The sequence below is a fragment of the Leptospira haakeii genome, from assembly GCF_002812045.1.
GTDB lineage: Bacteria > Spirochaetota > Leptospiria > Leptospirales > Leptospiraceae > Leptospira_B > Leptospira_B haakeii.
Window position 1 is genome coordinate 65,877 of sequence record NZ_NPEG01000012.1, and the last position, 22,820, is coordinate 88,696.

Consider the following 22,820-nt stretch of genomic DNA (forward strand, 5'->3'; position numbering starts at 1 on the left):
AGGTTCTCCATGGAGTAGGGTTTCCAACTCGGCTGTCCCTGCCAAACGATTTTTAAAAGGAAGTTTTCCTTTTTACCGGAAGCAAATTCTGCCCCAGTAAAAAGCGAATATTAGAAGACGTATTATACCGCCTTCTTTTTGAGCAATTCCTTAGCGTGATGGAGAGCGCCTTTGGAGATATTTTGACCCGCGATCATTCTCGCAAGTTCCATGGTTCTCTCCTCCATTCCTAAGAATTCAGTTTCGGAGACTGTTCTTCCCTCTTTGAGTCGTTTACTTACGAGAAGATGATGATCTGCAGCCGCAGCTATCTGCTGTAAATGTGTGACCAATATGATTTGATGAGTTTTAGAAAGGGTTCTGAGTTTTTTTGCTACGTCGGAAGCAATCTCTCCACCCAGACCGGAGTCAATCTCATCAAAAACTAAAACTTTTCCGTCAAAATTGGAACCAAGCACACTTTTGATGGCCAACATTACTCTCGAAATTTCTCCTCCAGATGCAATTTTACGAAGAGGTCTTGGCTTTTCTCCAGGGTTCGGACTAAAATAGAATTCTGCCTGATCCAATCCGAATTCGTTAACCAAATAGGATTTTCCCTGGGCCTCAACTTCTCCTTCTGGGCTTGTTTCCCAACGAAGCACCACTTGTAAACCCGCACCCTTCATTCCCAAAACTTCTAGCTCTGATTTGAGTTTGGATTCGAACTTGTTTAATACTTCTCGCCTAGATTTGGAAAGTTGCAAACAAGCCTGGGTAAGCTTATCTGCTGCCTTTTTCTTTTCTTTTTCCAGAGAAGTTTTAGAATCTAAATTCTGTTCCAAGGCGGAAAGTTCATCCTCTGCCTTTTTTTTAGTTTCTAAAATTTCAGAAATTGAGTTTCCATATTTTTTCTTCAATTTTTGGATTAGATCGAGTCTGGATTGTACATGAGATAACCTTTCCGGAGAGAAAAATACCTCTTCCTTTTGGTCCTGAGCAGTAGTATTTATCTCACGAATCGTAACGTATGCTTCCTTAAGGGCGGAATCCATTTCGTTTAATGATTCATTCAGAACTTTAATCTTATCGGAGGCAGCTAAGACCTTGGGAAAAATCCCCAAAACAGAAGATTCACTTTCATGTAAGTAACCGGTGATTATATCTAGGTTCTCCGCGAGTTTTTCCCCGTGAACTAGTAGGTTTTCTTCCTTGCTTAGTTCCTCCTCTTCTCCCAATTTTAAATTGGCAGTATGAACCTCTTCTATCTGGTATTGAAGTATCTCTTTTTTACGATTTCTATCTGCATGAGATAATTCTAATTCTTCCAATCTTTTTTTGAGGCTTTTATAAGTTAAGAATCCTTCCTTTACTTCTCCTCTTAAAGTATGTAAACCTGCAAAACTATCCAGTATATCCAACTGTTGGGCCTTGTCCAAAAGTAGAATCTGGTCATTTTGGTTATGTACTTCGGATAAAATCTCTCCTAAACCTCGAAGTACCTGAGCAGAAGAAAGTGAATGATTGATCTGTATTTTTGTTTTTCCGTCTCGAGTGAATTCTTTTCGAATCACAATTACGGAACCGTTTAAGGGAAATCCATGTTCCTGCATCCAAACTTTGGCACTTGCATTTTGGGAAATATCAAATCCAGCTTCTAAACAATATTTATCCGAGCCTGTTCGGATATCCATTGTACTGCTCTTTCCCCCGAGCAAGGAAGAAAGAGCATCCAGTAAGAGGGATTTTCCAGAACCAGTCTCTCCCGTAATCGCAGTTAAGCCACCTCTTAAGTCGATCTGGGCTGATTCAATTAATGCAAAGTCTCGAATTGTAATTGTTTGAAGCATGATTTGCCCCCTTGATAATAACATACTATTCGTATATTTATATACTTTTGTAAACTATTTTTTTGTATAGTATTCTAAAAAAAGCGGAAAAGCTATTATAATGGGATCCTTGGCATAGCATATTCTACAATAAACAATTGATAGCGAATAGGTCCGGAATTGATTATTCAGATACGGTTAATTTAATAAAATCGTGATATTCTAAAATGAAAAGGATTTGAAATCAATTGAAGTCGGGTTAATTTCACTATGGTCGGCCTGATAAGCATGTGTAAACCAGAGAATACATCATTCGGAATTGGATTCTTTTGCTGCCTTTTCCTTCTTTTTAGCTGCCATCAAATTACCAGCACCTATATTTTCGATGATACAGTTAGAACAATTTATGAATATAAACAAGTTTCCTCATGTAGCACTGTCAATTTGGATTACCTCTACTTTAAATGGCATTTAGACTTAGATTCCGGAGAATTTTGTGAAGGTAATATCTACACTTCTCCTATAGCCATAAATTGTTATTCATATTCGATCAACTCTACAGACTTAACAATTGATTCCAAAGTATACATAAAACAATAATCTCTTCCTCCACCCCGCGAAAGATCGAGCCGTGGTCACAAAATCGTGAATACGATTTTTTGACCGGAGGCGAGAGCTTGGTCCGAGCCGGATCCGAGTCCGGATCGGACGCGGCCCGAACTTTAAGTTTGTATCCTTTTTGAGATCTGAGATTGGCTGATTTTTGATTGCATGAATCATCCTAGAGGAAAGACTGGGATTGATTTTTACCCCTGCAGAGGACTGAACGAGCATGGCAAAAAGTTTCAAAGATTTAGACGCCCAGCTCTCAGATTACATCCTCAACCGCTCCCGCATCTCCGTTCAATCTTCCAGAATGAATTCCAAATTGGAAAAATACGTTTTACGTATTCTAACGGAAGTTCTGGAAAAATTAGGCCAGACTAGATACATAGAGATGTTATATACGATCACCAAAGAAATGGCGATCAACGGTGTGAAGGCCAACCAAAAGAGGGTTTTCTTCGAAGATCTTGGTCTGGATATCCGAAATCATGAACATTATGACCAGGGTCTGGCCCAGTTCAAACAGAACTTCTCCGAAAAAATGGCCGATGAATACGGGAAGCGTTGTCTTGCCAGAGGCGTTTTTGTCAAAATTTCAGTTACCTATGCCCCAGAAGGTTTGGTGGTCGAAGTAGTTAATAATACTCCCGTGATCGAGATCGAAGAATCTCGTATGAGGGAGAAAATGAGAAAGGCGATGGAATATAATGATATCGCCGAGTTCTATATGGATAATATGGACAATACAGAAGGAGCCGGTCTTGGGATCGCTCTCATCATGATACTTCTCAAAAGTGAGAATATTGATCCAAACCTTTTTAGGATCCAAACGAGCGCCGCAGAAACTGTCGCCAGGGTAGAAATCCCTTTCACCGACAATTACGTAACCATTAGAAGTAAGGAAATCAACCAAGTTGGAAATCACAAATAAGACTGCCGTAGTTACCGGTTCTGCCGGAGGCTTAGGCAAAGAGATGGCCCTTCATTTTGCGAAATTGAGAGCCAATATCGTTCTATCGGATATCTCCGAGGAGAAACTTGCAGGTGCCAAAAAAGAGATCGAAGCGCTAGGTGCTAAGGTAATCGCGGTTCCGACAGACGTTTCTAAGGAAAAAGACGCTGTTGAACTCATGGAAAAAGCAGTTTCCGCTTTTGGTTCCGTGGATATTGCAGTTTTAAATGCCGGGATTTTAAGAGATGGTCTCTTAATAAAAGCGGATAAACAAACTGGTAAAGTTGCGTCCAAGATGTCTTTGGCAGAATGGCAGGCTGTAATCGATGTAAACCTGACCGGAGTATTCCTAACAGGTAGAGAAGCAGCGGTTCAAATGGTAAATAACGGTACTAAAGGGGTGATAATCCCTATCGCCTCCGTTTCAATGCACGGTAACCCCGGACAAACTAATTATTCCGCGGCAAAAGCGGGTGTGGCTGCCATGACCAAATTATGGGCAAAGGAACTCAGCCGTTACGGTATCAGAGTCGCAGGGATTGCACCTGGATTCATCGCTACTGAAATGGTAATGAAAGACATGAATCCGGAAGCTCTCAAAAAATGGGAATCTTTGATCCCGATCGGTAGATTGGGTAGACCGGATGAAATTGCAAACACAGCGGTATTCATCGCTCAAAACGATCTGGTAGACGGAGTCGTTTTGGAAATTTCCGGAGGGGTCAAAATTTGACCCCTTTGTTTCGATTACTCATTTATTCAGTCCATTAGTTTTCCCTAATTCTTCCACACTTTTGCCTTCAATAATTTCATTTCGCCTATCTTGATTAGGCTGAAAGCTTACCTACTCTTCTAAACGTTTTCTTGAATTAGAATTCTGGCAAATTCAAACTTTATAATAGTACATATTTAGTTTATTGTTAAATTAGAATATTGAGTTTTTGGGATCTTCTAAACGTAAGAGGGTTCTAATATTCGAAGGATTGAAAGTTATAATATTCAATATATCTAAGCTTTGAGGTTATTATATCTACAATTGGTAATAAATTATTTTCCATTTTATTTACATAATTATATCATAATTTACACGAATTATAATTTTACAAAAAATAGAGATACTTTTCGGAAATCCTTGTAAATTTCAAAGGTTATGTTAGAGTGGATTCAAATACAACAGAAGGCAGATTATGGCAGCCCAAAAGTTAGAAATTAAAAAAACTCATCTGGATTCTACCATCCGCGGACTTAAAGCAGTAGCTCATCCTGACAGATTAAAAATCCTTCTCCATCTTTCTAGAAAAGAACACAGCGTGGGAGAACTTGTAGACGCACTTGGTATCAGCCAATCAGCTGCATCTCAACACTTAAGCAAAATGAAAGAAGCAGGATACTTAGGAAGCAAAAAAGTTTCTAATCAAGTATTCTACTCTATCAAAGACGCAAAATTCAAAGCATTCGCAAAATCTTTACTTCAGATCTTTTCTAAGTAATTAATAGCTGTGGGGGGTCTTATAAAGGGCCCCTTTTATTCTTCTTCTTTTTTTAATAGATCCACGTAATCCGCAATCGCAGTTTCCAAATCAGTAAATCCTTCTTTGTAACCACTCGAGATCAGTTTCTGGGTCTCTGCCTTCGTGTAATATTGGTATTTTGCCTTTAAACTTTCAGGCATTTCCATATATTCTATATTTTCCGGTTTGCCTAAAGCCTTGAATAATGCGGAAGCGAGCGAATTCCAAGTCTCTGCTTGGCCTCTTCCCACATTATATAAACCGAATTTGCTATTTTCTAAAAGGAATAGGCTAATCTTGGCTGCGTCTTTGACATATAAGAAGTCCCTTTTTTGTTCCCCGTCCTTATAGTCTGGGCGGTAGGACTTAAATAATTTCAATTTTCCCTCGGAAGAGATCTGTTCGTATCCTTTTAATACTACGGATCTCATGTCTCCCTTATGAGCCTCTCCGAATCCGAATATATTGAAGTATTTCACTCCTGTGATCTTATCTAAGAATCCTTTTCTTAAGGCATACAGATCGAACATATGTTTGGAGTATCCGTACATATTCAGTGGTTTAAGTGGATGGATAGGTGCCTTATCGTCATACCCGAATTGCCCTTCTCCATACGTTGCTGCAGAAGAAGCATATAAGAATTGGATCTTTCTACGCAGAGACTCCTCAGCTAAGATCTTGGTATATTCATAATTATTCCGGATCAGATAAGAAGCATCTGTTTCCGTAGTGGAAGAACAAGCTCCCAAATGAAAGATATGAGAATAATCTTTTAAGATATCAGTGGTTTGGACTTTTTGCAGGAATTCTTCTTTTTCCAAATAATCCGAATATTCCAAACCTCTTAGATTTTTCCATTTGGAAGAAGTACCCAAATGGTCTACGACTAGGATATCTGAAATCCCCTGCTCGTTTAGAAGTCTAACTATATTACTTCCGATCAGTCCGGCTCCGCCGGTAACGATTACTCGTTTCATTCCCATTTTTCCATTTACCTAAATTGTATCCAAAAGTCTACCAAATCTATTCTCTACTTGTTTGGAGATTTTAGGATCTTCTTCTAGAACAGGAGGATACCAAGTTTTTAATCTTGCATCCACGAGTATTGGACCTTGGAAAGAAATGTGATTACGGATTACTTTTGAATCTCCATAAATGTCCGCTGCAGGTTCGAATCTAGTGAAAACATTCCAGATAAAATCATGATCTGATTTTGTTGCTTCTTCCGAATTATCCACTAAGAATACGAATAAAAATCCTTTGGTTATCGTTTCTTTGCGAAGTGTTTCCAATAATCCATCTCCTTTTTTGTATTTTGGTCCTGAAACCACTAAGACTCCCGGACAATATACTTTCGGATTTTTGAATTTAGAATTTTTAATATTAGAAGTGATCTTAGGTTTTAGTTTTTGGGTTTTAGGTCCAACTCCAAGTAGGACTGCCTTACTTCCCTCATTCACTTTTGGTCCAGTATAGTCCAAAGTATCTTGAGAAATATTGGAGAAAATATGTAAGTCAGTCTCCGGTTGAAATCTTTCGAGTGCCGCAAGGAAAGTGGTTTTAAAATCCATTAAAGGAACATCCTGGTCAGTCACGATCAGGAATTTAGTGAGAGATAGCTGTCCTTCTCCCAAAATTCTAAGAGCACCCATGAATGCTTCTTTTTTATATCTTTCTTTTACGATAGCTGCTGCTAAAGAATGAACACCGGATTCTTCGTAGGCCCAAATCCCTTTTACCTGAGGCATTACGATCGGGAACATAGGAGATAATAGATGTTGTAGATATTCTGCAATCCAATGATCTTCTTGAGGAGGACGTCCTACAACTGTTGCCGGCCAGATTGCATCTTTTCTAGCGTAAATTTTATCCACTTCGAATACTGGATAATCATGTTTTAATGCATAATATCCATAATGATCTCCGAAAGGTCCTTCCGGTCTTCTGATCTTAGGAGGGATTTTTCCGATTAATGCAAAGTCTGCGTCTGCAACGATTGGCAGCGGGCTAATCTTTTTGTTTTTTAACACTCTTAGTCTTTCGCCTAATAATAATGAGGCGAGAAGGAATTCGCTTATCTCTTCAGGTAAAGGTGCAACTGCAGAGATTGTAAGCGCAGGTGGTCCTCCTACATAGATATGCGCAGGAAGTGAATTACCTTCTGATTCTGCTTCCGAATAATGAAATCCACCACCTCTATGGATCTGTATATGCATCCCAGTAAGTTTAGGCTCATAGAATTGGATACGATACATTCCCAAATTTCCTTTTCCGGTTTTGGGGCTTTCTGTATAAACTAAAGGTAATGTAATAAATCTTCCTGCGTCCTTGGGCCAGGATTTTAAAGCAGGTAATTCTTCAATACTTTGTAACTCTGAGTCCAAAATCGGAGCCTTGTTTACTTTTCTAAGACCTACCTTTAGTGCTGTCCAGGCCAGAGATCTAGCTTCCCATACTTTTTTAGGAGTGGGAGGCATTAGATGTTTTGCAGTATATGCAATTTTCTGAATAAACTTTTCAGGATCTTCTCCGAATGCTATTTTTATCCTGTTTTCTGAGCCGTATAAATTGGTAGCTACGGAAAATTTGGATCCTTTTACATTTGAGAAAAGAAGTGCGGGACCTCTTTTAGCAACTACCCTTCTCTGGATCTCAGCGATCTCCAAGATAGGGTCCACTTCTTCTTTGATCTCCAAAAGTTCTCCTTTTTTAGAAAGTTCTTTTACAAATTCGGAAGTGGATCGAATGTTCATGGTTTTCCTTTTTATTACAAGTTTAGTTTTCTAACCCTGGCAGAACTGCTCCGTCTTTTGCCAGTGTTTGTTTGATTTTTTTTGAAATGGAAGAAGGGAATTCAGTCTCCAAATTTTTCCAATTGCAGTATTTAATCTCTATAGAAGGGCGAATTTTGTAAAAATTCTCCAGCAGCTTCTTTTCTGATTTTGTGTCTAACTCTGTCTCCGAAACAAAACCTTGGATCTTATGATGAGTGATTGTATGTTTAAATTTGATTCCTAAATCGGAAGGTTTCAGGTCCCAATCCAAAACGGGATCAGAATCATAAGGATTTTTTCCTTCGAAGGAAAAAGGTAAAGAATAGATTGTTTTAAAAAATCTTCTCTCAGGATAACGAATTAAAAGTATTCCGTGTTTCGTTTTTAGTATATAAAAACGAATATTCAAAAGGATTTCCTTTTTTTTTCTTTTCCATCTCCGGAATACTTTCTTGGACACCATTCTGATATGCCAAACAATCGTTTTGAAGAGGACATTCATTACATAATGGTTTTGGAATACAAACACGAGCACCCAATTCCATTACCGCTTCATTATGGTCTCCGGGAAAGTCTAGATTCAAAAATGAATCCGCGATCTTTTGTAAGGCTGGATCGGCCTTTGGTCCCGACTCTTTGAATAAGACCAAACGAGAGAGAACCCTTTTTGCGTTTCCATCTAAAACTGCAAAGGGTAGATTATAAGAAATGGAAAGAATGGCCCGCGCCGTATAAGGTCCAACTCCAGGAAGGGACAGAGCTTCTTCCAAGGTTTTAGGGAATTTTCCACCGAACTCATTCACCAATTTCTGAACTCCAGCCAAAAGATTTTTTGCTCTGGAATAATAACCGAGTCCTTGCCAATAACGAAATACTTCCTCTTCTTCCGCGATCGCAAGATCTTCTGGTTTTGGAAATCTATGTATAAACTTTTCGTAAAGAGGAAGCATTGCTGCAACTCTTGTCTGTTGCAGCATGATCTCGCTTACCCAAGTAGAATAAGGAGTTCTGTTTTTTCGAAATGCCAGGTCTCTTTTTTCTTGAACGAACCAATTTCTAAGTTTTAAATTCGTTTTAGGATCGAATTCGTAGGTCGGAAGATTGACTTCTTTTTGTTTCAGACCAGCGGGCATGTATCTGACTATCCAAGCCTTTTACTCCAGGGAGAAAAGGAGTTTTCGAAGCGGATTTGTTGGAATTCCTACAAAATTGTGTGTGTGAGATCTCCCCGCCCTTACTGGGCGGGGGCTGGCTGGTGGTACCCGGTTTCCTTCCAATCGGCAAGCCGTATCACAAAAACCTCTGATAAGCAAGCACATTCGGAGCTTCAAAAACTTGTAGGAGCTCCTACAAAAGTTTCCTGAACGGGTCTTCCCCCTATAACAAATATCCGCCAGAAACCTCCAAGTCCTGAGCAGTCACCCAAGAGAATTCATCTGATAAAAGATTTACGATTACCTTTGCAATATCATCCGGACTTCCAATTCTTCCTAAAGCAGTTTGGTCCGCTATTGGTTGGATATATTCTGGATGTTTGTCGAATGCGCCTCCTCCAAGATTTGTGTGAACTGGACCTGGGGAGATTGAATTCACTCTGATCCTTCTATGAGAAAGTTCTTTTGCCAGATACTTTGTCCAAGAAGTCAATGCAGCTTTAGATGCTCCATAAGCCGAATATCCTACAAAAGATCCATGACTAGCAGAACTGGAAGTATTTACGATCCTTCCATTATCTTCTATAAATCTAACAAGATATTGTGTTAAGAAGAATGGCCCTTTGAAATTTGTGTTTAATATCTGGTCAAAATATTCTTCTGTGATCTCGGTGAATGGTATTCCTCCTCCGATGCCTCCGTTATTTACCAAGTAATCGAAAGTTTTTCTCTTCCAAATTTCTTCCAGGTTCTTTTTTACAAGCTCGGTAAAACTTTCGAAAGAAAACTTTTGACTTAGGTCCAATTTAAGACAAACGGCCTTAGATCCATTCTTCTCAACTTCTTTTACGACATCTTCAGCACCTTTTTTATCCGAATGATAAGTAAGGATCACACCGATCCCTCTTTTCCCTAATTCGATCGCGGTATTTTTTCCTATACCGTTACTTGCTCCTGTGACGATTGCTACTTTCATAACGTCCTCCGATATCCTTGATCGTAGAGGATTTTATAATTTCGTAAAGATCAGATCATGCCGATTGATTGCCTAATCCTACCGAAGTATTAATAAATTTAAATGTTCTTAAGATTTCGCTTTAGAAAATATGGTTCTATTTTAATATATTGTAGAATGAAGGAAATCCTAAAAGAGCTTGCGGAACTCACTATTCAAGCAAGCACAAAACCGACCAGGACGGAACTTCCCAAAGTATTACTCATAAAGGGAGAAGTATCCGAATACCAGTTAGCAGCTATATATGAGCCTATGATCGGACTAGTTGTCCAAGGAGGCAAAACAATCTCCATAGGAGAGCAAACTATTCAGTTAAAGGCACCTTCCTATTTTGTAATTTCCGCAGATATACCTGCCACAGGAAAAGTACAACAAGGCAAAAATGGACCTTATATCTCCTTGGGCCTTGAGTTAGACCAGGACTCCATTCTGGATTTATTAAATGACCTTCCTAAAGATCCTTCGGAAGAAAATACGGATAATGAGTTCGTAGCTTGCGAAGCTTCAACTGAGTTTTTAGAAGCTTGGGTAAGAATGCTTCGTCTTTTGAAAACCCCAGAACATATACCCGCACTTGCACCTATCTACGAAAGAGAAATATTATACAGAACACTTCTCGGTCCTCAAGGATGGCGTTTGAGAAAGTTTTGCCAAACCCAAGGAAAGGGACCAAGTATATATCCTGCAATTCGTTGGATCCGAGAGAATTATATGACCTCAATGGAAATAAAACGTTTAGCCGCAAAATCAAGATTAGGCGTTACTACATTCCATAGACAATTCAAACAAATCACAGGTTTAAGCCCTGTCCAATTCCAAAAACAACTTAGGCTGCTCGAAGCTAGAAAACTTTTAGTCCATAGTGCCTACTCCGCATCGCGCGCTGCCTTTGAAGTTGGATATGAAAGTGTAACCCAATTCAATAGAGAATATTCCAGATTTTTCGGAGACTCTCCAATAAGAGACGCTTCCAACGTTAGAGAAAAAATAGCATTGACGAACTTCTAAAACTCAGAAGAATCCAGCGATCGGTTTTTCTAAACGGAGAAATAATCAGATGGAAAACTCTAAACTCAGTCTAGTTCTGGCCCGCTTAATATTTGTTTCTACAGCTTTAGTATGTTTTGTAGGTGTTCTACTAGAACTTTGGTATGCCTATCATCACCAATCCTCTCTTCCGCCAAACGCAGGCTTTACTCGCACATTCGGTCCGGGAATAGACAGTTTACTTAATCAATTCTCCTTCTTTACCACTCAATCCAATTTAATCTTAGGGATCACTACCCTAATTCTTGCAGTAAACTTGGATCGGACTTCTTCTTCTTTTCATATTTGGCGTTTGATAGGGGTCATAGATATCACGATCACTGGAATTGTTTTTAATTTTGTCCTGCAAACTGTTCCTAAGAATGATATAATCGCAGATACTGCGAGCAGACTAGAGCATGATATCGCTCCTATAATCGCAGTAGTCGGTTGGATTATCTTCGGACCTGCAAAAACGGTCACGTTGCGTAGAATTCTTTTAGCAGCTATTCTTCCTATCGCTTATGCAATATTTACCCTGATCAGAGGCGCCATTATGGAATGGTATCCCTATAATATTATGGATGTCCCTCGTCTTGGTTATTCAGGAGTGGCGATAAATATTGTTGGGATCTTTGTGCTCTTTTTGTTAATCGCAGGCCTTTTGGCTTTGTTCGATAGAATTCTATCTTCAAGATTTGGAAGAATTTCTTTTTCAAAAGAATGAATCAGTTTCAATAGAGATCCGATTCATCATTATACAAGTTCGAAATAGTAAGAAGTTTAAATTTCGCAATCCCCTTCCATAACTTATCCTGTAAAAAGATTTGCAGCCATGTTAAGATATTACAGCATCGGGTAAGTTATGCGTTTTGCCTATAAGAGACTCGCTCTTTATTCTATCCTCGTCCTTTTACCAGTAGCACATTTTTCAGACTCTGAAATTACACCGGCAGACAAAGCTGCCCATCTTGTAAAAATTTTAGAAGAACAGCATTATGGAAAGGCAAAATTACTTAATCGAAAATATTACCTCAACTCTTCAGAACGTTTTCTTTCCGAATTAGATCCTCAAGGATTGATCTATCTAAAAGAGGATATGCAGAAATTTTCTACGATGTTTAGAGAACATCAAAACTTTTCCGAACTCAATCCTGCACTTTGGGAAATAGCAATTAAATTCGCCTCTCATTTTCGCAATAGATTGTCCTTATTTATGGAAATGTTAGATCAAGACTCTGAGGAAATCCATGACGAGTTTAAGATATACACGAAAGGCAAAACCGAATACCAAAAGGATTTACCTTCCTTAAAAAAGAGATGGGCCAGTTATATAGAAAGTAAAACCTTACAACAGTTTTTCGAAATCGGAAAATATAAGTCACCCGAAGAGTTCTCAAAAGCTTTTCAAAAAGAGAGAAAGAAGATCCGAAGGTCTATTCTAAACTTCGAGATCTATAGATTAAGGAACAGTTTGACTTCCTCCGCTGAGCTGATTGATTCATTGGGCTCCGACTATTTGGACGCGATGTTAAAAGAATTGGATCCCCATAGTAGTTTTTATTCTGATTCTTTTCGAAAAAAATTTAGATCTCCAGATCTGGACCAAGGCTTAAGTTTTGGCTTGGAATTTGAACATTCCCAATATGGAGATACACGTATTTCTGAAATCTATCCAGGCGGAGCCGCTTGGAATTCAGGAGAAATCCATAAAGGAGATAAAATAGTAGAGATACGTAGTTCGCTAAATTCTGATATAGGAACGGATGTCGCCGATATTTCTGCGGACGAACTTTACATTTTAATAAACCGAGAAATCTCTCGAAAAGCATTCTTCAAGGTAAGAAAACTTTCCGGAAAAACGGTTTGGATTCAACTCCAAAAGACGAAAAAGGATAAAGAAGAAGATTTCATCTTTACCCAGGTATTGGAAGGAGAGAAAAAGATCGGATATATCTATCTTCCTTCTTTCTATACGGATTCTGAAACCGATCAGCTTGGATGTTCGGAAGATATAGCAAGAGCAATTTTAAAACTTAAACGCGAATCGATCGAAGGTTTGATCTTAGATGTAAGGGACAACTACGGCGGCTCTCTTCAGGAGGCCATGGATCTAGCCGGGCTATTTATCGACGAAGGCCCTCTTTTCTTAGGCGAAAATAGCAATCGGGAATTAAATATTTTGAAAGATCCGAACAGGGGAAGAATTTATTCAGGTCCCTTGCTAATTCTTCAGAATTACCAGAGCGCGTCTGGCCCTGAATTTCTGTCCCATGTCTTAAAGGATTATAATCGAGCTTTGATTGTAGGATCTTCTTCATTCGGAAAGGCGAGTTCACAAAAATTCTTAGCCATCAAAGAAGGAAAATACAAGATCGATAAAATAAAATTAACTACGGGACTATATTACGGTTTAGACAACGTAAGCCACCAGCAAAAAGGTGTTACGCCACATATAGAACTACCTCAATGGAATAATTCTCCACTTCGGGAAACAGATCTAGAAAATAGCCTGCTCCCAAACTCCATCTCCAAAGAGATTCGTTATGAAATTCTACCGGAACTCCCGATTCGTACTTTGAAAAACAAATCATCGGATCGAATTGAAAAAAATCAATTTTTTCAAAAGATTGAATCCGTTCAAAACAAGGCCAAAAAATGGCTGTCTAAGCCTAAGGAAATCCCGTTAGATCCCAAGGAGTTTTTTGAATTCTATCAGGAAAGAGAGAAAGTAATTACTCAAATCAATGAAATTTCAGTTTCCAAAAGTTCAATTTTCAGTTCTCAAGCAACCTCTTTCGATAAAAAATCGATTCATAACGGTAGCTTAGAGAACCAAATATTCAAATCCAAAAAAGATAGACTCGAATCTGATCCATATGTAGAAGAGTCATACAACATAATTAACGACTTCATAAATTATAATGAGGGAAAATAGCATGAAACATAAAGCAATGGTATGGAGAATCCTAGTAACTTTACTGGTTTTTTCCTTTGCGACAAATCTAATAGCAAAAAGTTCAGCAGAGGCTTTAAAATATCTAAACGAACTGACCGACCCGTTAGATAAAATATCGGCAGATCGTTTATCATACATCCAAGCTTTGGCACATAGCAATAGCAAACAAGACAAGGAAGCCAAAAGAGCAGCTATTATTACCTCAGTAGAAAAGGCTCTATTGAATGCGAACCAGGCTACAAAGTATGATGGAAATTCCGACCTAAAAGACGCAGTCATCAAATATCTGAATGTATATTATACCGTTTTGAGAGAAGATTACGGAAAGTTAGTCGACCTAAAAGAAGCGGCAGAACAGTCCTACGATGCGATGGAAGCCTATATGCTCGCAGAGAAAAAAGCTGGTGAAAAATTACACGAAGCAGCCGAGAAATTCGGAAAAGAACAAAAAGTTTTTGCAAAGGATAACGATATTACTCTTTACGAAAGTAAAGATAGAATGAGCCAACTATTGAAAAAATCGGGAGAGGTAATGAGTTATAAAGATGAAATCTATTTAATCGATTTCAAACCTTATAAACAAGAATATTATCTATTACAAGCTCTCAAGGATCAGGACGTAAAGGCTATCGAACAAAGTAGAGAAACACTCTTAAAGTATGCAGAAGAAGGTCTTAAATTATTGGATAAGGTAGTCCCTTATGATGGAGATCCATCCTTGATCCAAGCTTGCAAGAACAATCTAAACTTCTATAAGATGGAAGCAAAAGATCAGATCCCTACTCTAATCGAATTTCATATGAAAGAATCTCGTTTCGAAGCTTACAAAAAGAAATTTAACGAAAAAGAACCGAAAGATCGCACTCAAGAGGATGTGGACACACATAATAAACTTTTGGGTGAAGTAAACTCGTTAGTCCCTACTTATAATAAAATAAACCAAACCTTAAATAAGCAGCGTGGAGTATTGATCGAACAATGGAATAAGTCCAATAAAAACTTCTTATCTAAACACGTTCCTAAAAAGTAATTAGGTCCTATAATTTAAATTGTGGGGGAAGAGAAAAGAATTTCTATTTTTCTCTTCTTACCACTTTCAAGTTTCGTTTAAGTTGAAAATACGATATCCTGTTCACCGCTGAATCCTGAAAATAAGTTTTAAATTCTTTCTCGTCCAGATTCGAAAGATTTTCTTTTCTGAATAGATCTCGGATCTTAAATTCTCCGATCTCCGTTTTCCAACCTTTCTTGCGGGCTTTGACCCCATTCCAAGGACAGATTTCCTGGCAGATATCGCATCCGTACACCCAGCCATGTAATGAGTCTACATTCTCAGATCTATCTTCTATCGTTTTATAGGAGATACATTTTCGAGCATCAATTTTGTAAGGTTCCAATGCTTTGGTTGGACAAGAATCTATACAAGCAGTGCAAGTCCCACATCTGTCCTTTGCTTTTACGGAAACAAAAGTTAAAGGAAGATCCGTAAAAATTAAACTAATAAAAAAGAAGGACCCGTATTCTTCATGGATCAAATTCGTATTTTTACCGATCCAGCCAAGCCCCGCTTCTCTCGCCAAAATTTTTTCAGGAACAGGAAGAGAGTCCACTCCTTGTCTGAATTTTTGATTCGGAAACTTCTTCTTTAAAAATTCTAATAAGCCGGATGCTTTTTTGCGGAGAACGGAATGATAATCTTCTCCCATCGCATATCTAGAAAATCGATATGGTAGATCCAAGTTTTCATATTCAGGATCATTATATAATGCGCCTAGAGCAATTACCGATTCCGGTTTAAACCCAAGACCTTCCAGCTCTAGTCGAAGGTTCATGTTTTTGGGATACCACTCCATATTTCCGTGACGACCTTCGGAAACCCAGTGAAGAATATTTTCTTTGTCCTCGGACGGAACGGACGCAGGACCAACTCCGAATAATTGGAACCCATTCGTCTCTGCGATACCTTTTAGTTCATTCAGAAGTTCTTTACTTTCGAGAAGCATATCTTATTCTTTCTTTATGCAGGAAGGAGAAGAAACATCCTTATATTCCCTATCAGGAGGAATTCCACTCCAGGAACTTCTAACCGCGGCAAAAGAAGCAGGCTTAGATCTTCCTAAAGAAAGAACAAGACCCTTGGGTAGAATTTTACTCGCAGGACTTTTAGGAGCACTCCGAGGTTTTGATGAAAGAGGACTTTCCCCCTTCTTGCCTACTCATAAATATATCTTTGCCGAGATCGTTTCAGATCTTACTGATGCTTATTCAATCCTATCTCAAGAATCAGATGAAAAAATGATTTTACAAGCAGCTTGCGACTTCGGGATCAAAAAAGTATATCATCTGGAATGGAAATTATACTCTTCTAAAGACTTATTCTAATTTCAGACTGCAAAAAATATAATGGCGGAGAAGGACACGAGTACCACCGCTTCTAAAAGCCCAGCCCCGAAATTTTGATCTCTTTCTATTTCTTCCTTTAGCGTGGAGCCAGGTAATACTACCCAGTCCGCAAAAAAATGTAAAATAGGAATGATTATAAATGCAAGCCCCAGATCTAAAAGTAGTAAGATCCCTGTCTGGTATAAGGATTCAAATTCTCTAAACAATGCTCTGGTTAGCAAGATTCCGATCGCGAGTAATGCTCCTGCAAACGCAGTTCCTGCAGCCAGGTTCTGCTTTTCTTCCAACTCTAATCTAAGTTTATAAGGGACCCAAAGTTTATAATAAATTGAGAATAAGATCATTCCGATCTGTCCCACAGAAAAGAAAATCACGGAGATGATAGACCCTATGATCGTTTTTTCGATAAGAGGAGAGACTGCTATTCCTAATCCTTGCGGGAAAACTTTCTCTCCTATATCTCCATTCAATGCAGCTGCGATGAAGAAGGAACTCGCGATCGTTCCTCCGAATAAAACGGCAGCGACAGCTAAGTTTCTTTTTTCATAGATCTCTTCGATTGCATCAATCCCGCCGAGTATCAATCCGTCGTTGATCTTTTGGGAAAGAAGAAGAAGTATCACTCCTAAGATAGAAAATGATGACACCTGGAAAAGATCCCCTAACAAGTCTCCTTTTTCTCCAGGATGGGAAACTATAGTGATAAATAATATAATTACCCCGATATAATAACCGGATAAGCTCAATGCGAGGGCGCTATTATCGGATTTTACTAATTCCTCGTCTAACTTGCGAGGTTCCGTCCAGTCCTTAAGTTTTTTACCGATGTAAAAGACTAAAAAGCCTAAAACGAAAAAGGCGAGATCCTTACCTAGTAAAGAAATATATTTCCAAACGAAATCCATGCACGACAGATTACTATGCTTGGGTTAAAATTTCATAGCCTTTTTCAGTGACTAGAATGGTATGTTCGAACTGAGCGGACCATTTTCCGTCCCTTGTGGTCACAGTCCATCCATCCTTTTTAGAAAAGATCACTTCCCAGGTCCCTAAATTCACCATCGGTTCTATAGTGAATGTCATTCCAGGTTCAAGTTTGGCTAGTTTACGGCCGGAACGGTAATGAGGGATTTGAGGTTCTTCATGGAAACCTCTTCCTATTCCGTGGCCCATTAGATCTTTAACGATCCCATATCCTTTCGGAGTTAGATAATCATCGATCGCATTAGCGATATCGCTTACACGATTTCCAGGTTTGACCTGCTCTATTCCAATCCACATGGCACGTTCTGCGTCTTTAACAAGACGTTCCACTTCAGGAGAAGTTTTGCCGCCTACGATAAAAGTACGAGAACTATCTCCATGATATCCATCTACGATAGGAGTAACGTCTACGTTAACGATATCTCCTTCTTTCAAGACATCAATTGCCTTTGGAATGCCGTGGCAAACGACTTCGTTGATAGAAGTACATACTGATTTCGGAAAACCCTTATAACCGAGAGGAGCCGACTTGCCTCCATTCTTCTTAGTGAACTCTTCGCAGAGATCATTGATCGCAAGGGTACTAATACCGGGCTGAATGAACCCGGATATATAGTCCAGAAGCGCGGCGGCTAATTTGCCCGCCGCCCTCATTTTCTCGATTTCAGTCTTGTTCTTGATGTAGATCAAGAATGGATTAGAAGTCGGTTGGTCTAACCGTAGTGCGTTTGTTCGCCTCGGTACGTTTTAAAGCATCGTCGATCAGTCCGTATAACTTTTCATTCAAGCCATCGACCGCGTCTCCGGAAGTCATAAAGCCTTTAGATTTGATATAAGCTTTTACCTTGCTTGCGACGATGAGGGTATCCTTTTCAGCGCTTTGAGCCATGGAATTCTTCCTCTTAACAGTAGTTTTCTTTTTTTGTACCATACGAACGAGCTTTGGGAGCTTCTCCTTATTTCATCCCGAGACTTTTCCGGAACGTGTCAAATTTACTTTGATACGTTTCCAGATGCCTCCAAAAAAGGAATCATTTTCGGAACGCTACCCTACAATTTCAGTTTTTTATTAAAAACGAAAGGTTCTCCCTATGAAATTTTTTGCATGTCGTATAATACAAGTGGGAACGAGACATATTGGGGAAAAACATTGGGGTCAAGAAAAAAATCATCCCTTTTTCACCGTCTCGTTTTGAATAATAGTTTGGACCAAAGAAGTTTCGAGCCCTAATTTTTCAGCGATTGTCTCTGGTTGCCAATGGAAATTATGAAATAAATTCAACACTGTTGCTTTCTTTCTAGCTACTAAGGGATCTTGGCCTTGAGTCTTACCGGATTTTCCCCCTCCGGTCTTAGACATATTGGTTTGCACCACGTCCATGAATGTAGAAAGTTTTTCGAAAGTGTCTTCTGCTTCCGAGAGCAGACCTTCTAGGTCGTCCTTAACGGATAGAGCACCTTCTTTCATATCATCTAATCTTTGTTGAAGAGTGCTGATCTGTTTATGGCGCTCCCCTAACTCCGACATTAGGTCTTCTATCTTATCAAACTTAGCTTCGACAGAAAGTATCTCTTCTTTTCTACCAGCAAGAGTCTCGAGTCTATCATCGGTTTTCTTAAGAGTTTCTGCGACTTCTCTTTCTCTAGCTTCTATTACGGAGATTTCTTTTTCCATCTCACGTATCTTTTGAGCCAACTTGAATGAATTCTCTTTATGACCTTGGCTATCTTGGTCTAATGATTTGATCTCTTCTCTAACTGATACTACTCGGCCGAGACGATCTTCTAGATCCAGGAAGCGGGACTCCATTTCAAATGCCCTCTCTCCTGCCTCGACCAATTTACGATGAGTGTCGTTCCAATGAGAAGATTCTTCCATGATCCTTTCGAATTCTTCTTTTAAGACTTCCGCTTTTTCTTCTATGGAAAGAATTTCCGAACTTCTCTCTTCCGCCCGAGAAATACGGGTTTCCAGATCTTCTTGTACTTTTTTGATCCGGACTAAGTTTTGGTCCAGATCCTCATATGTTTTTTCCGTCTGGTTTGCATCTTCCAGAGCGTCTTTCATCTCGGAGACAAAGTTTTCGGAACGTTCTATAATTTCTTTTACATCTAAGAAGAGTGCAGAACGTTTTTCTGCATCCAATATTCTTTCCGAGATCTCATCCACAGAAGAACGGAGTTTTTCCGCTTCTTCTTCCAACTCGGAGAATAGAGAACGTTTTGCATCTTGGATCTCTGATAGATCTTTGCGAAGATCGACTTGAAGGATACGATATTCTTTTTGCGCCTTCTGGAATTCTTCTCTTCCGGTTTTTAGGAATTCCTCCGAAGATTCTTCGGTTTCTTTCAGTAAATATTTTACCTGATTTTGGAATTCTTTCATCTGGCCTTCGCTTTCTTTGATACCAGAATCTAAAGCTTCTTCCAAATGTCGTTTTACATCGGCTAAATGTTTTGCGATCCTTTCTTCCAATTGGCCTAGTTGGATCTGGCCTTTGTCCAAGAGCGCAGACAATTGTCTGTTGATCTTGGAATCGATCGTATCGTTCAGACGATCTATTTTTTCTTCCTGTCTTTCGAAGAAATCTTGGCCTGATTCTTTTAATTTGTCTAGAACAACTCTTGCCTGCTCTCCCGCTTTTTCCAATTGGGATTCGGTGGAAGTGCGGATCTTCTCCGCTTGCATTTCGAGAAGTTTTTCATTCTTGCGCAGAAGGTTTTCGAATCTTTCCCCCGCAGCAGAATATTCTACTTTTACGTTCTCTACACTTGTAATTGCGTCGGCTTTTAGATCTTTAAAACGAGAAACAAGTTCGTCTCTGACCTCATCACCCTCTTTTTGGAAGTTCGCCTTGTATTTAGATACGAATTCCTCGATCTTATCTTTTTGTTCCGCATAAGATTTGGAGAATTCTTCCAGATATTCTGCACCTTTAAAATGGATCTGTCCCAGTCTTTCTTCCAATCCACGAATTGCATCCATGGTATGATTTTTCTGGGATTGTACATCTTCTTCCCAGGAACGGGAGAAGTGTTCGAATCTTCTGTCCATTTTACGGAACTCGTCTTCGATAGAGAGTCCAATCTCGCTTACCTTGGATTCGGCCTCGGCTAAAATATCTCCGGCTGTTCCTTCAAGAGCTTCACGGATATCTTTTACATAAGAATCCATTTCTTTCATCCGGGTAGAAACCTGGACGTCGAAAATTTTTACGTTCTCTATAATAGAATCCCATTCGGAACGGAAACGATCCGAGTGAGAAGCATGTAATGCACCAACTTCTTCTTCCAAAGAAACTTTTAGATCTTTTATAGAACCGTCTATCTCTTTCATTCGAGTGGAAATTTGAGAAGAATAATCCTTAACATTTTCTTTAATAGTTTCCCAGTCTGCGCGGAATTTTTCCGCCTGAGAAGATTGAAGAACTTTTAGTTCTTCTTCCAAAGACTCTCTGATTTGGTCTAGTTTAAGTTTGGATTTTCTTTCTTCTTCGGAACGAGAAGATTCTAGAGCAGAATGGAATTCTTTTAGTCCGGAAAGAATTTCTTTTCTCAAATCTTCTGCTTCTATTCTTAAACTGCTGGAAATACGATTGAATTCGTCTTCGAAGGAATCTATCTGACGCATCAGATCCGCTTTGCGGGAATCTGCTTGTTTGAGTAGTTTGTTCTCAGCTTCCAAATATTTTTCTTGGAAGATATTGATGGAATCGTTGATCCCTTCTGCTTGGCGCCTAGTTTCGTTTAAGATCTCGTCGCGTCTAGTCAGAGTTTCTAAACTCATTCCTTCTATTTCTTTACGGATTGCCTCAATCTCTATACGAACTCCGTTTAAGAATGCTTCTTTAGAATGAACTACTTGTTCTAATACTTGATCGTATTTTTGACGAATAACTGATTCATTACGGGAGAAGGTCTCTTCTAACTTACGATCTGCAAGCTCGGCCTTCTCATCCACTCTAGTTTCTAAACGATCAATTTTTTCGGACACGGATAAGAATGCAGTCTGCATACGATCCGTTCTGGCATCTAAATCTTCTTCTTTAACTTTTACGGATTCAAGAAGAGACTGAACTTCTTCTCGAGCGTTATCAACTTTGCCTACGGTCTCATGATATAATGACTTGGTCTGTGCTTCTAATCTTTGGCGGAAAGCTTCTCCCAATTCTTCCAAACCGGATTCGATACGATCCGCTTTAACTTCTAATAAACCTTCGAGCTCTACAATTTTAGAAGCAAGTGACTGTAGAATATCATCAGAACGGAAATTAAGTTTTTCTTGGAATGCTTCGAGTAAAACTTCTGCTTCAGAACGAAGTTCTTGGATACGATTTCCGATCCCATACACTTCTTTTTTGCCAAGCTCCAATCTTTGTAATCCGTCTTGGATGGACTGGGATTCTTGGCGAATATCTGAGGAAAGATGAACTACTTCTTTAAGATCTAATGTAACGGCGTTTAAAAAGTCCCGGTTGGAACGAATCGTATCCAGTAATTGCCTGGACTCTTCGTTAAGGCCTCTTACCTCTTCCGCAAGTTTTCTGGTTTGTTTTAAACTGATCTCCAGTTCTATTCCTGAATCTTTTACGGATTGGATTTTTTCCAGGGCGATTTCTTGTAATTCTTCCTGGAGTTTGCCAGTATATCTTTTGATCTGGCTGAGCTTATAATTCGACTTGTCCATCCTGCGAAGAAGGATAGTAATGCCTACACTGGCTAAAAAGGGTAAAAGAAGTTCTAGGCCCATACTTAGAGTTTCACGAAGATTCGATGAAGAAAACTCTTCAAAGAATTATGTCGCATCAAATGGATAGGAATACTCGCGAGCAGGGGAATAAATCAAGAATTATTTCTCCAATCCCCAAAAAAAGGCCGTATACGGCGTTTGCGGGCATTTACGACGGGGTCATGAAAAGGGCACCTTATCGTGACTGGGCTAAGATGATTTTGGAATCTTACCAGATCGGAACCCAAAAAATCCACCCAAAAATCGCATTAGATCTTGGGTGTGGCACATGCAAAATTTGGAAATTTCTACCTCCTTCCACAGAACTTTGGGGAATCGATAATTCTCCTGAAATGCTTCAAATCGCCGATTCTCAGCAGATTAGAGGGGTCCGTAAATTAGGAGACCTTCTCTCTTTCCCCAAATTAAACAAATCTTTCGATCTGATTTTCTCAGTACATGATACTCTGAACTATTTCCAAAGTGAAAAGGAACTCTCCCAGGTATTTGCCCAAGTTTCGGGAGTTTTAGAGAGGAATGGGGTCTTCTTTTTCGATGTAAGCACCTCCGAAAATTTTCGAAAAAATTTTCAGAATAAGGTCCTGAAAGAGACCCATGGGCAGACAAAACTTGTCTGGAAGAATGAATTTGATCCGGAAACTTCCGTTTTAAAGACCAGCCTGGAATTTTCAGGACCTGGAATTTTCGAGTTAGAGGAACATTTTCACAGAGCCTATCCGCTTGATACTTGGTCGAAGCTACTACAAAATTCAGGTCTTGAAATCCGAGGAATTGGCTCCGATTATGAGGCCTGGGAAATTTTTCCCAAGGCGAATTACTGGAATTTTATGTGCCGAAAAATTTAAGCCGCTTGTTTGGATAATAGGACTTTGAGTTCC

General features: G+C 39.2%; 18 protein-coding genes and 2 pseudogenes. 9 read left to right on the forward strand and 11 right to left on the reverse strand.

What is annotated here, in order from left to right:
* Window positions 1–122 precede the first annotated feature (122 nt).
* Window positions 123–1,829: a DNA repair protein RecN gene (gene recN, locus CH377_RS15700; protein WP_100724706.1), complete on the reverse strand. Its 1,707-nt coding sequence runs from the start codon at window positions 1,827–1,829 to the stop codon at window positions 123–125.
* A gap of 811 nt (window positions 1,830–2,640) precedes the next feature.
* Here recN and CH377_RS15705 point away from each other — a divergent pair.
* The 3 genes from CH377_RS15705 (at window position 2,641) to CH377_RS15715 (ending at window position 4,856) form a co-directional block, all read left to right on the forward strand.
* On the forward strand, window positions 2,641–3,345 hold the full coding sequence (locus CH377_RS15705) for a histidine kinase (protein ID WP_100724707.1): 705 nt from the start codon (window positions 2,641–2,643) through the stop codon (window positions 3,343–3,345).
* On the forward strand, window positions 3,329–4,099 hold the full coding sequence (locus tag CH377_RS15710) for an SDR family NAD(P)-dependent oxidoreductase (RefSeq protein ID WP_100724708.1): 771 nt from the start codon (window positions 3,329–3,331) through the stop codon (window positions 4,097–4,099). The genes CH377_RS15705 and CH377_RS15710 overlap by 17 nt, the downstream gene beginning before the upstream one ends.
* A gap of 454 nt (window positions 4,100–4,553) precedes the next feature.
* The gene (locus tag CH377_RS15715) at window positions 4,554–4,856 is read left to right on the forward strand and encodes an ArsR/SmtB family transcription factor (RefSeq protein ID WP_008592190.1); all 303 of its coding nucleotides are present in this window, start codon (window positions 4,554–4,556) and stop codon (window positions 4,854–4,856) included.
* 35 nt (window positions 4,857–4,891) lie between these two features.
* On the opposite strand, the gene rfaD is transcribed toward CH377_RS15715, so the two are convergent.
* The 4 genes and pseudogenes from rfaD to CH377_RS15735 all read right to left on the reverse strand — a co-directional run bounded on the left by rfaD (window position 4,892) and on the right by CH377_RS15735 (window position 9,781).
* Window positions 4,892–5,860, reverse strand: a complete 969-nt coding sequence (gene rfaD, locus CH377_RS15720; RefSeq protein WP_165780496.1) for an ADP-glyceromanno-heptose 6-epimerase — start codon at window positions 5,858–5,860, stop codon at window positions 4,892–4,894.
* Between the two features lie 12 nt (window positions 5,861–5,872).
* A complete protein-coding gene (locus CH377_RS15725; RefSeq protein WP_100724709.1) occupies window positions 5,873–7,630 on the reverse strand; it encodes a UbiD family decarboxylase in 1,758 nt (585 codons plus the stop codon).
* 22 nt (window positions 7,631–7,652) lie between these two features.
* Window positions 7,653–8,784 (reverse strand): annotated as a pseudogene (locus CH377_RS15730) (A/G-specific adenine glycosylase).
* A gap of 244 nt (window positions 8,785–9,028) precedes the next feature.
* Entirely contained in the window at window positions 9,029–9,781 is a 753-nt protein-coding gene (locus tag CH377_RS15735) for an SDR family NAD(P)-dependent oxidoreductase (RefSeq protein WP_100724710.1), read from the reverse strand.
* 156 nt (window positions 9,782–9,937) lie between these two features.
* On the opposite strand from CH377_RS15735, the gene CH377_RS15740 reads away from it, so the two are divergent.
* The 4 genes from CH377_RS15740 to CH377_RS15755 all read left to right on the forward strand — a co-directional run bounded on the left by CH377_RS15740 (window position 9,938) and on the right by CH377_RS15755 (window position 14,835).
* Window positions 9,938–10,828: an AraC family transcriptional regulator gene (locus CH377_RS15740; protein WP_100724754.1), complete on the forward strand. Its 891-nt coding sequence runs from the start codon at window positions 9,938–9,940 to the stop codon at window positions 10,826–10,828.
* 49 nt (window positions 10,829–10,877) lie between these two features.
* Window positions 10,878–11,573, forward strand: coding sequence for a Pr6Pr family membrane protein (locus CH377_RS15745; RefSeq protein ID WP_100724711.1), 696 nt, complete (start codon window positions 10,878–10,880; stop codon window positions 11,571–11,573).
* Window positions 11,574–11,711: 138 nt separating this feature from the next.
* Window positions 11,712–13,784 carry a carboxy terminal-processing peptidase gene (locus CH377_RS15750; RefSeq protein WP_100724712.1) on the forward strand — a complete coding sequence of 691 codons (2,073 nt, stop codon included), beginning with the start codon at window positions 11,712–11,714 and terminating at the stop codon, window positions 13,782–13,784.
* A gap of 1 nt (window position 13,785) precedes the next feature.
* Window positions 13,786–14,835 (forward strand): LIC11966 family surface protein, encoded by a 1,050-nt coding sequence (locus tag CH377_RS15755; protein WP_100724713.1) that lies wholly within the window; start codon window positions 13,786–13,788, stop codon window positions 14,833–14,835.
* A gap of 43 nt (window positions 14,836–14,878) precedes the next feature.
* On the opposite strand, the gene queG is transcribed toward CH377_RS15755, so the two are convergent.
* The gene (queG, locus tag CH377_RS15760) at window positions 14,879–15,808 is read right to left on the reverse strand and encodes a tRNA epoxyqueuosine(34) reductase QueG (protein ID WP_100724714.1); all 930 of its coding nucleotides are present in this window, start codon (window positions 15,806–15,808) and stop codon (window positions 14,879–14,881) included.
* A gap of 16 nt (window positions 15,809–15,824) precedes the next feature.
* On the opposite strand from queG, the gene CH377_RS15765 reads away from it, so the two are divergent.
* Window positions 15,825–16,187: an LIC_11502 family protein gene (locus CH377_RS15765; protein WP_100724715.1), complete on the forward strand. Its 363-nt coding sequence runs from the start codon at window positions 15,825–15,827 to the stop codon at window positions 16,185–16,187.
* Between the two features lie 2 nt (window positions 16,188–16,189).
* Here the strand turns inward: CH377_RS15765 and CH377_RS15770 are convergent, their stop codons facing one another.
* The 5 genes and pseudogenes from CH377_RS15770 to CH377_RS19985 all read right to left on the reverse strand — a co-directional run.
* Complete coding sequence (locus CH377_RS15770) at window positions 16,190–17,113, reverse strand: DUF350 domain-containing protein (protein WP_100724716.1); 924 nt, start codon at window positions 17,111–17,113, stop codon at window positions 16,190–16,192.
* A gap of 13 nt (window positions 17,114–17,126) precedes the next feature.
* The gene (gene map, locus CH377_RS15775; protein ID WP_100709689.1) at window positions 17,127–17,882 is read right to left on the reverse strand and encodes a type I methionyl aminopeptidase; all 756 of its coding nucleotides are present in this window, start codon (window positions 17,880–17,882) and stop codon (window positions 17,127–17,129) included.
* 7 nt (window positions 17,883–17,889) lie between these two features.
* Window positions 17,890–18,123: a hypothetical protein gene (locus CH377_RS15780; protein WP_010515511.1), complete on the reverse strand. Its 234-nt coding sequence runs from the start codon at window positions 18,121–18,123 to the stop codon at window positions 17,890–17,892.
* Window positions 18,124–18,360: 237 nt separating this feature from the next.
* A complete protein-coding gene (locus CH377_RS19980) occupies window positions 18,361–20,529 on the reverse strand; it encodes a SpiroCoCo family coiled-coil protein (RefSeq protein ID WP_425268733.1) in 2,169 nt (722 codons plus the stop codon).
* A 39-nt stretch (window positions 20,530–20,568) separates the two neighbouring features.
* Window positions 20,569–21,942: pseudogene (locus CH377_RS19985) on the reverse strand (SpiroCoCo family coiled-coil protein); the annotation flags it as partial.
* 59 nt (window positions 21,943–22,001) lie between these two features.
* Here CH377_RS19985 and CH377_RS15790 point away from each other — a divergent pair.
* Entirely contained in the window at window positions 22,002–22,787 is a 786-nt protein-coding gene (locus CH377_RS15790) for a class I SAM-dependent DNA methyltransferase (RefSeq protein ID WP_100724755.1), read from the forward strand.
* Window positions 22,788–22,820: the final 33 nt, after the last annotated feature.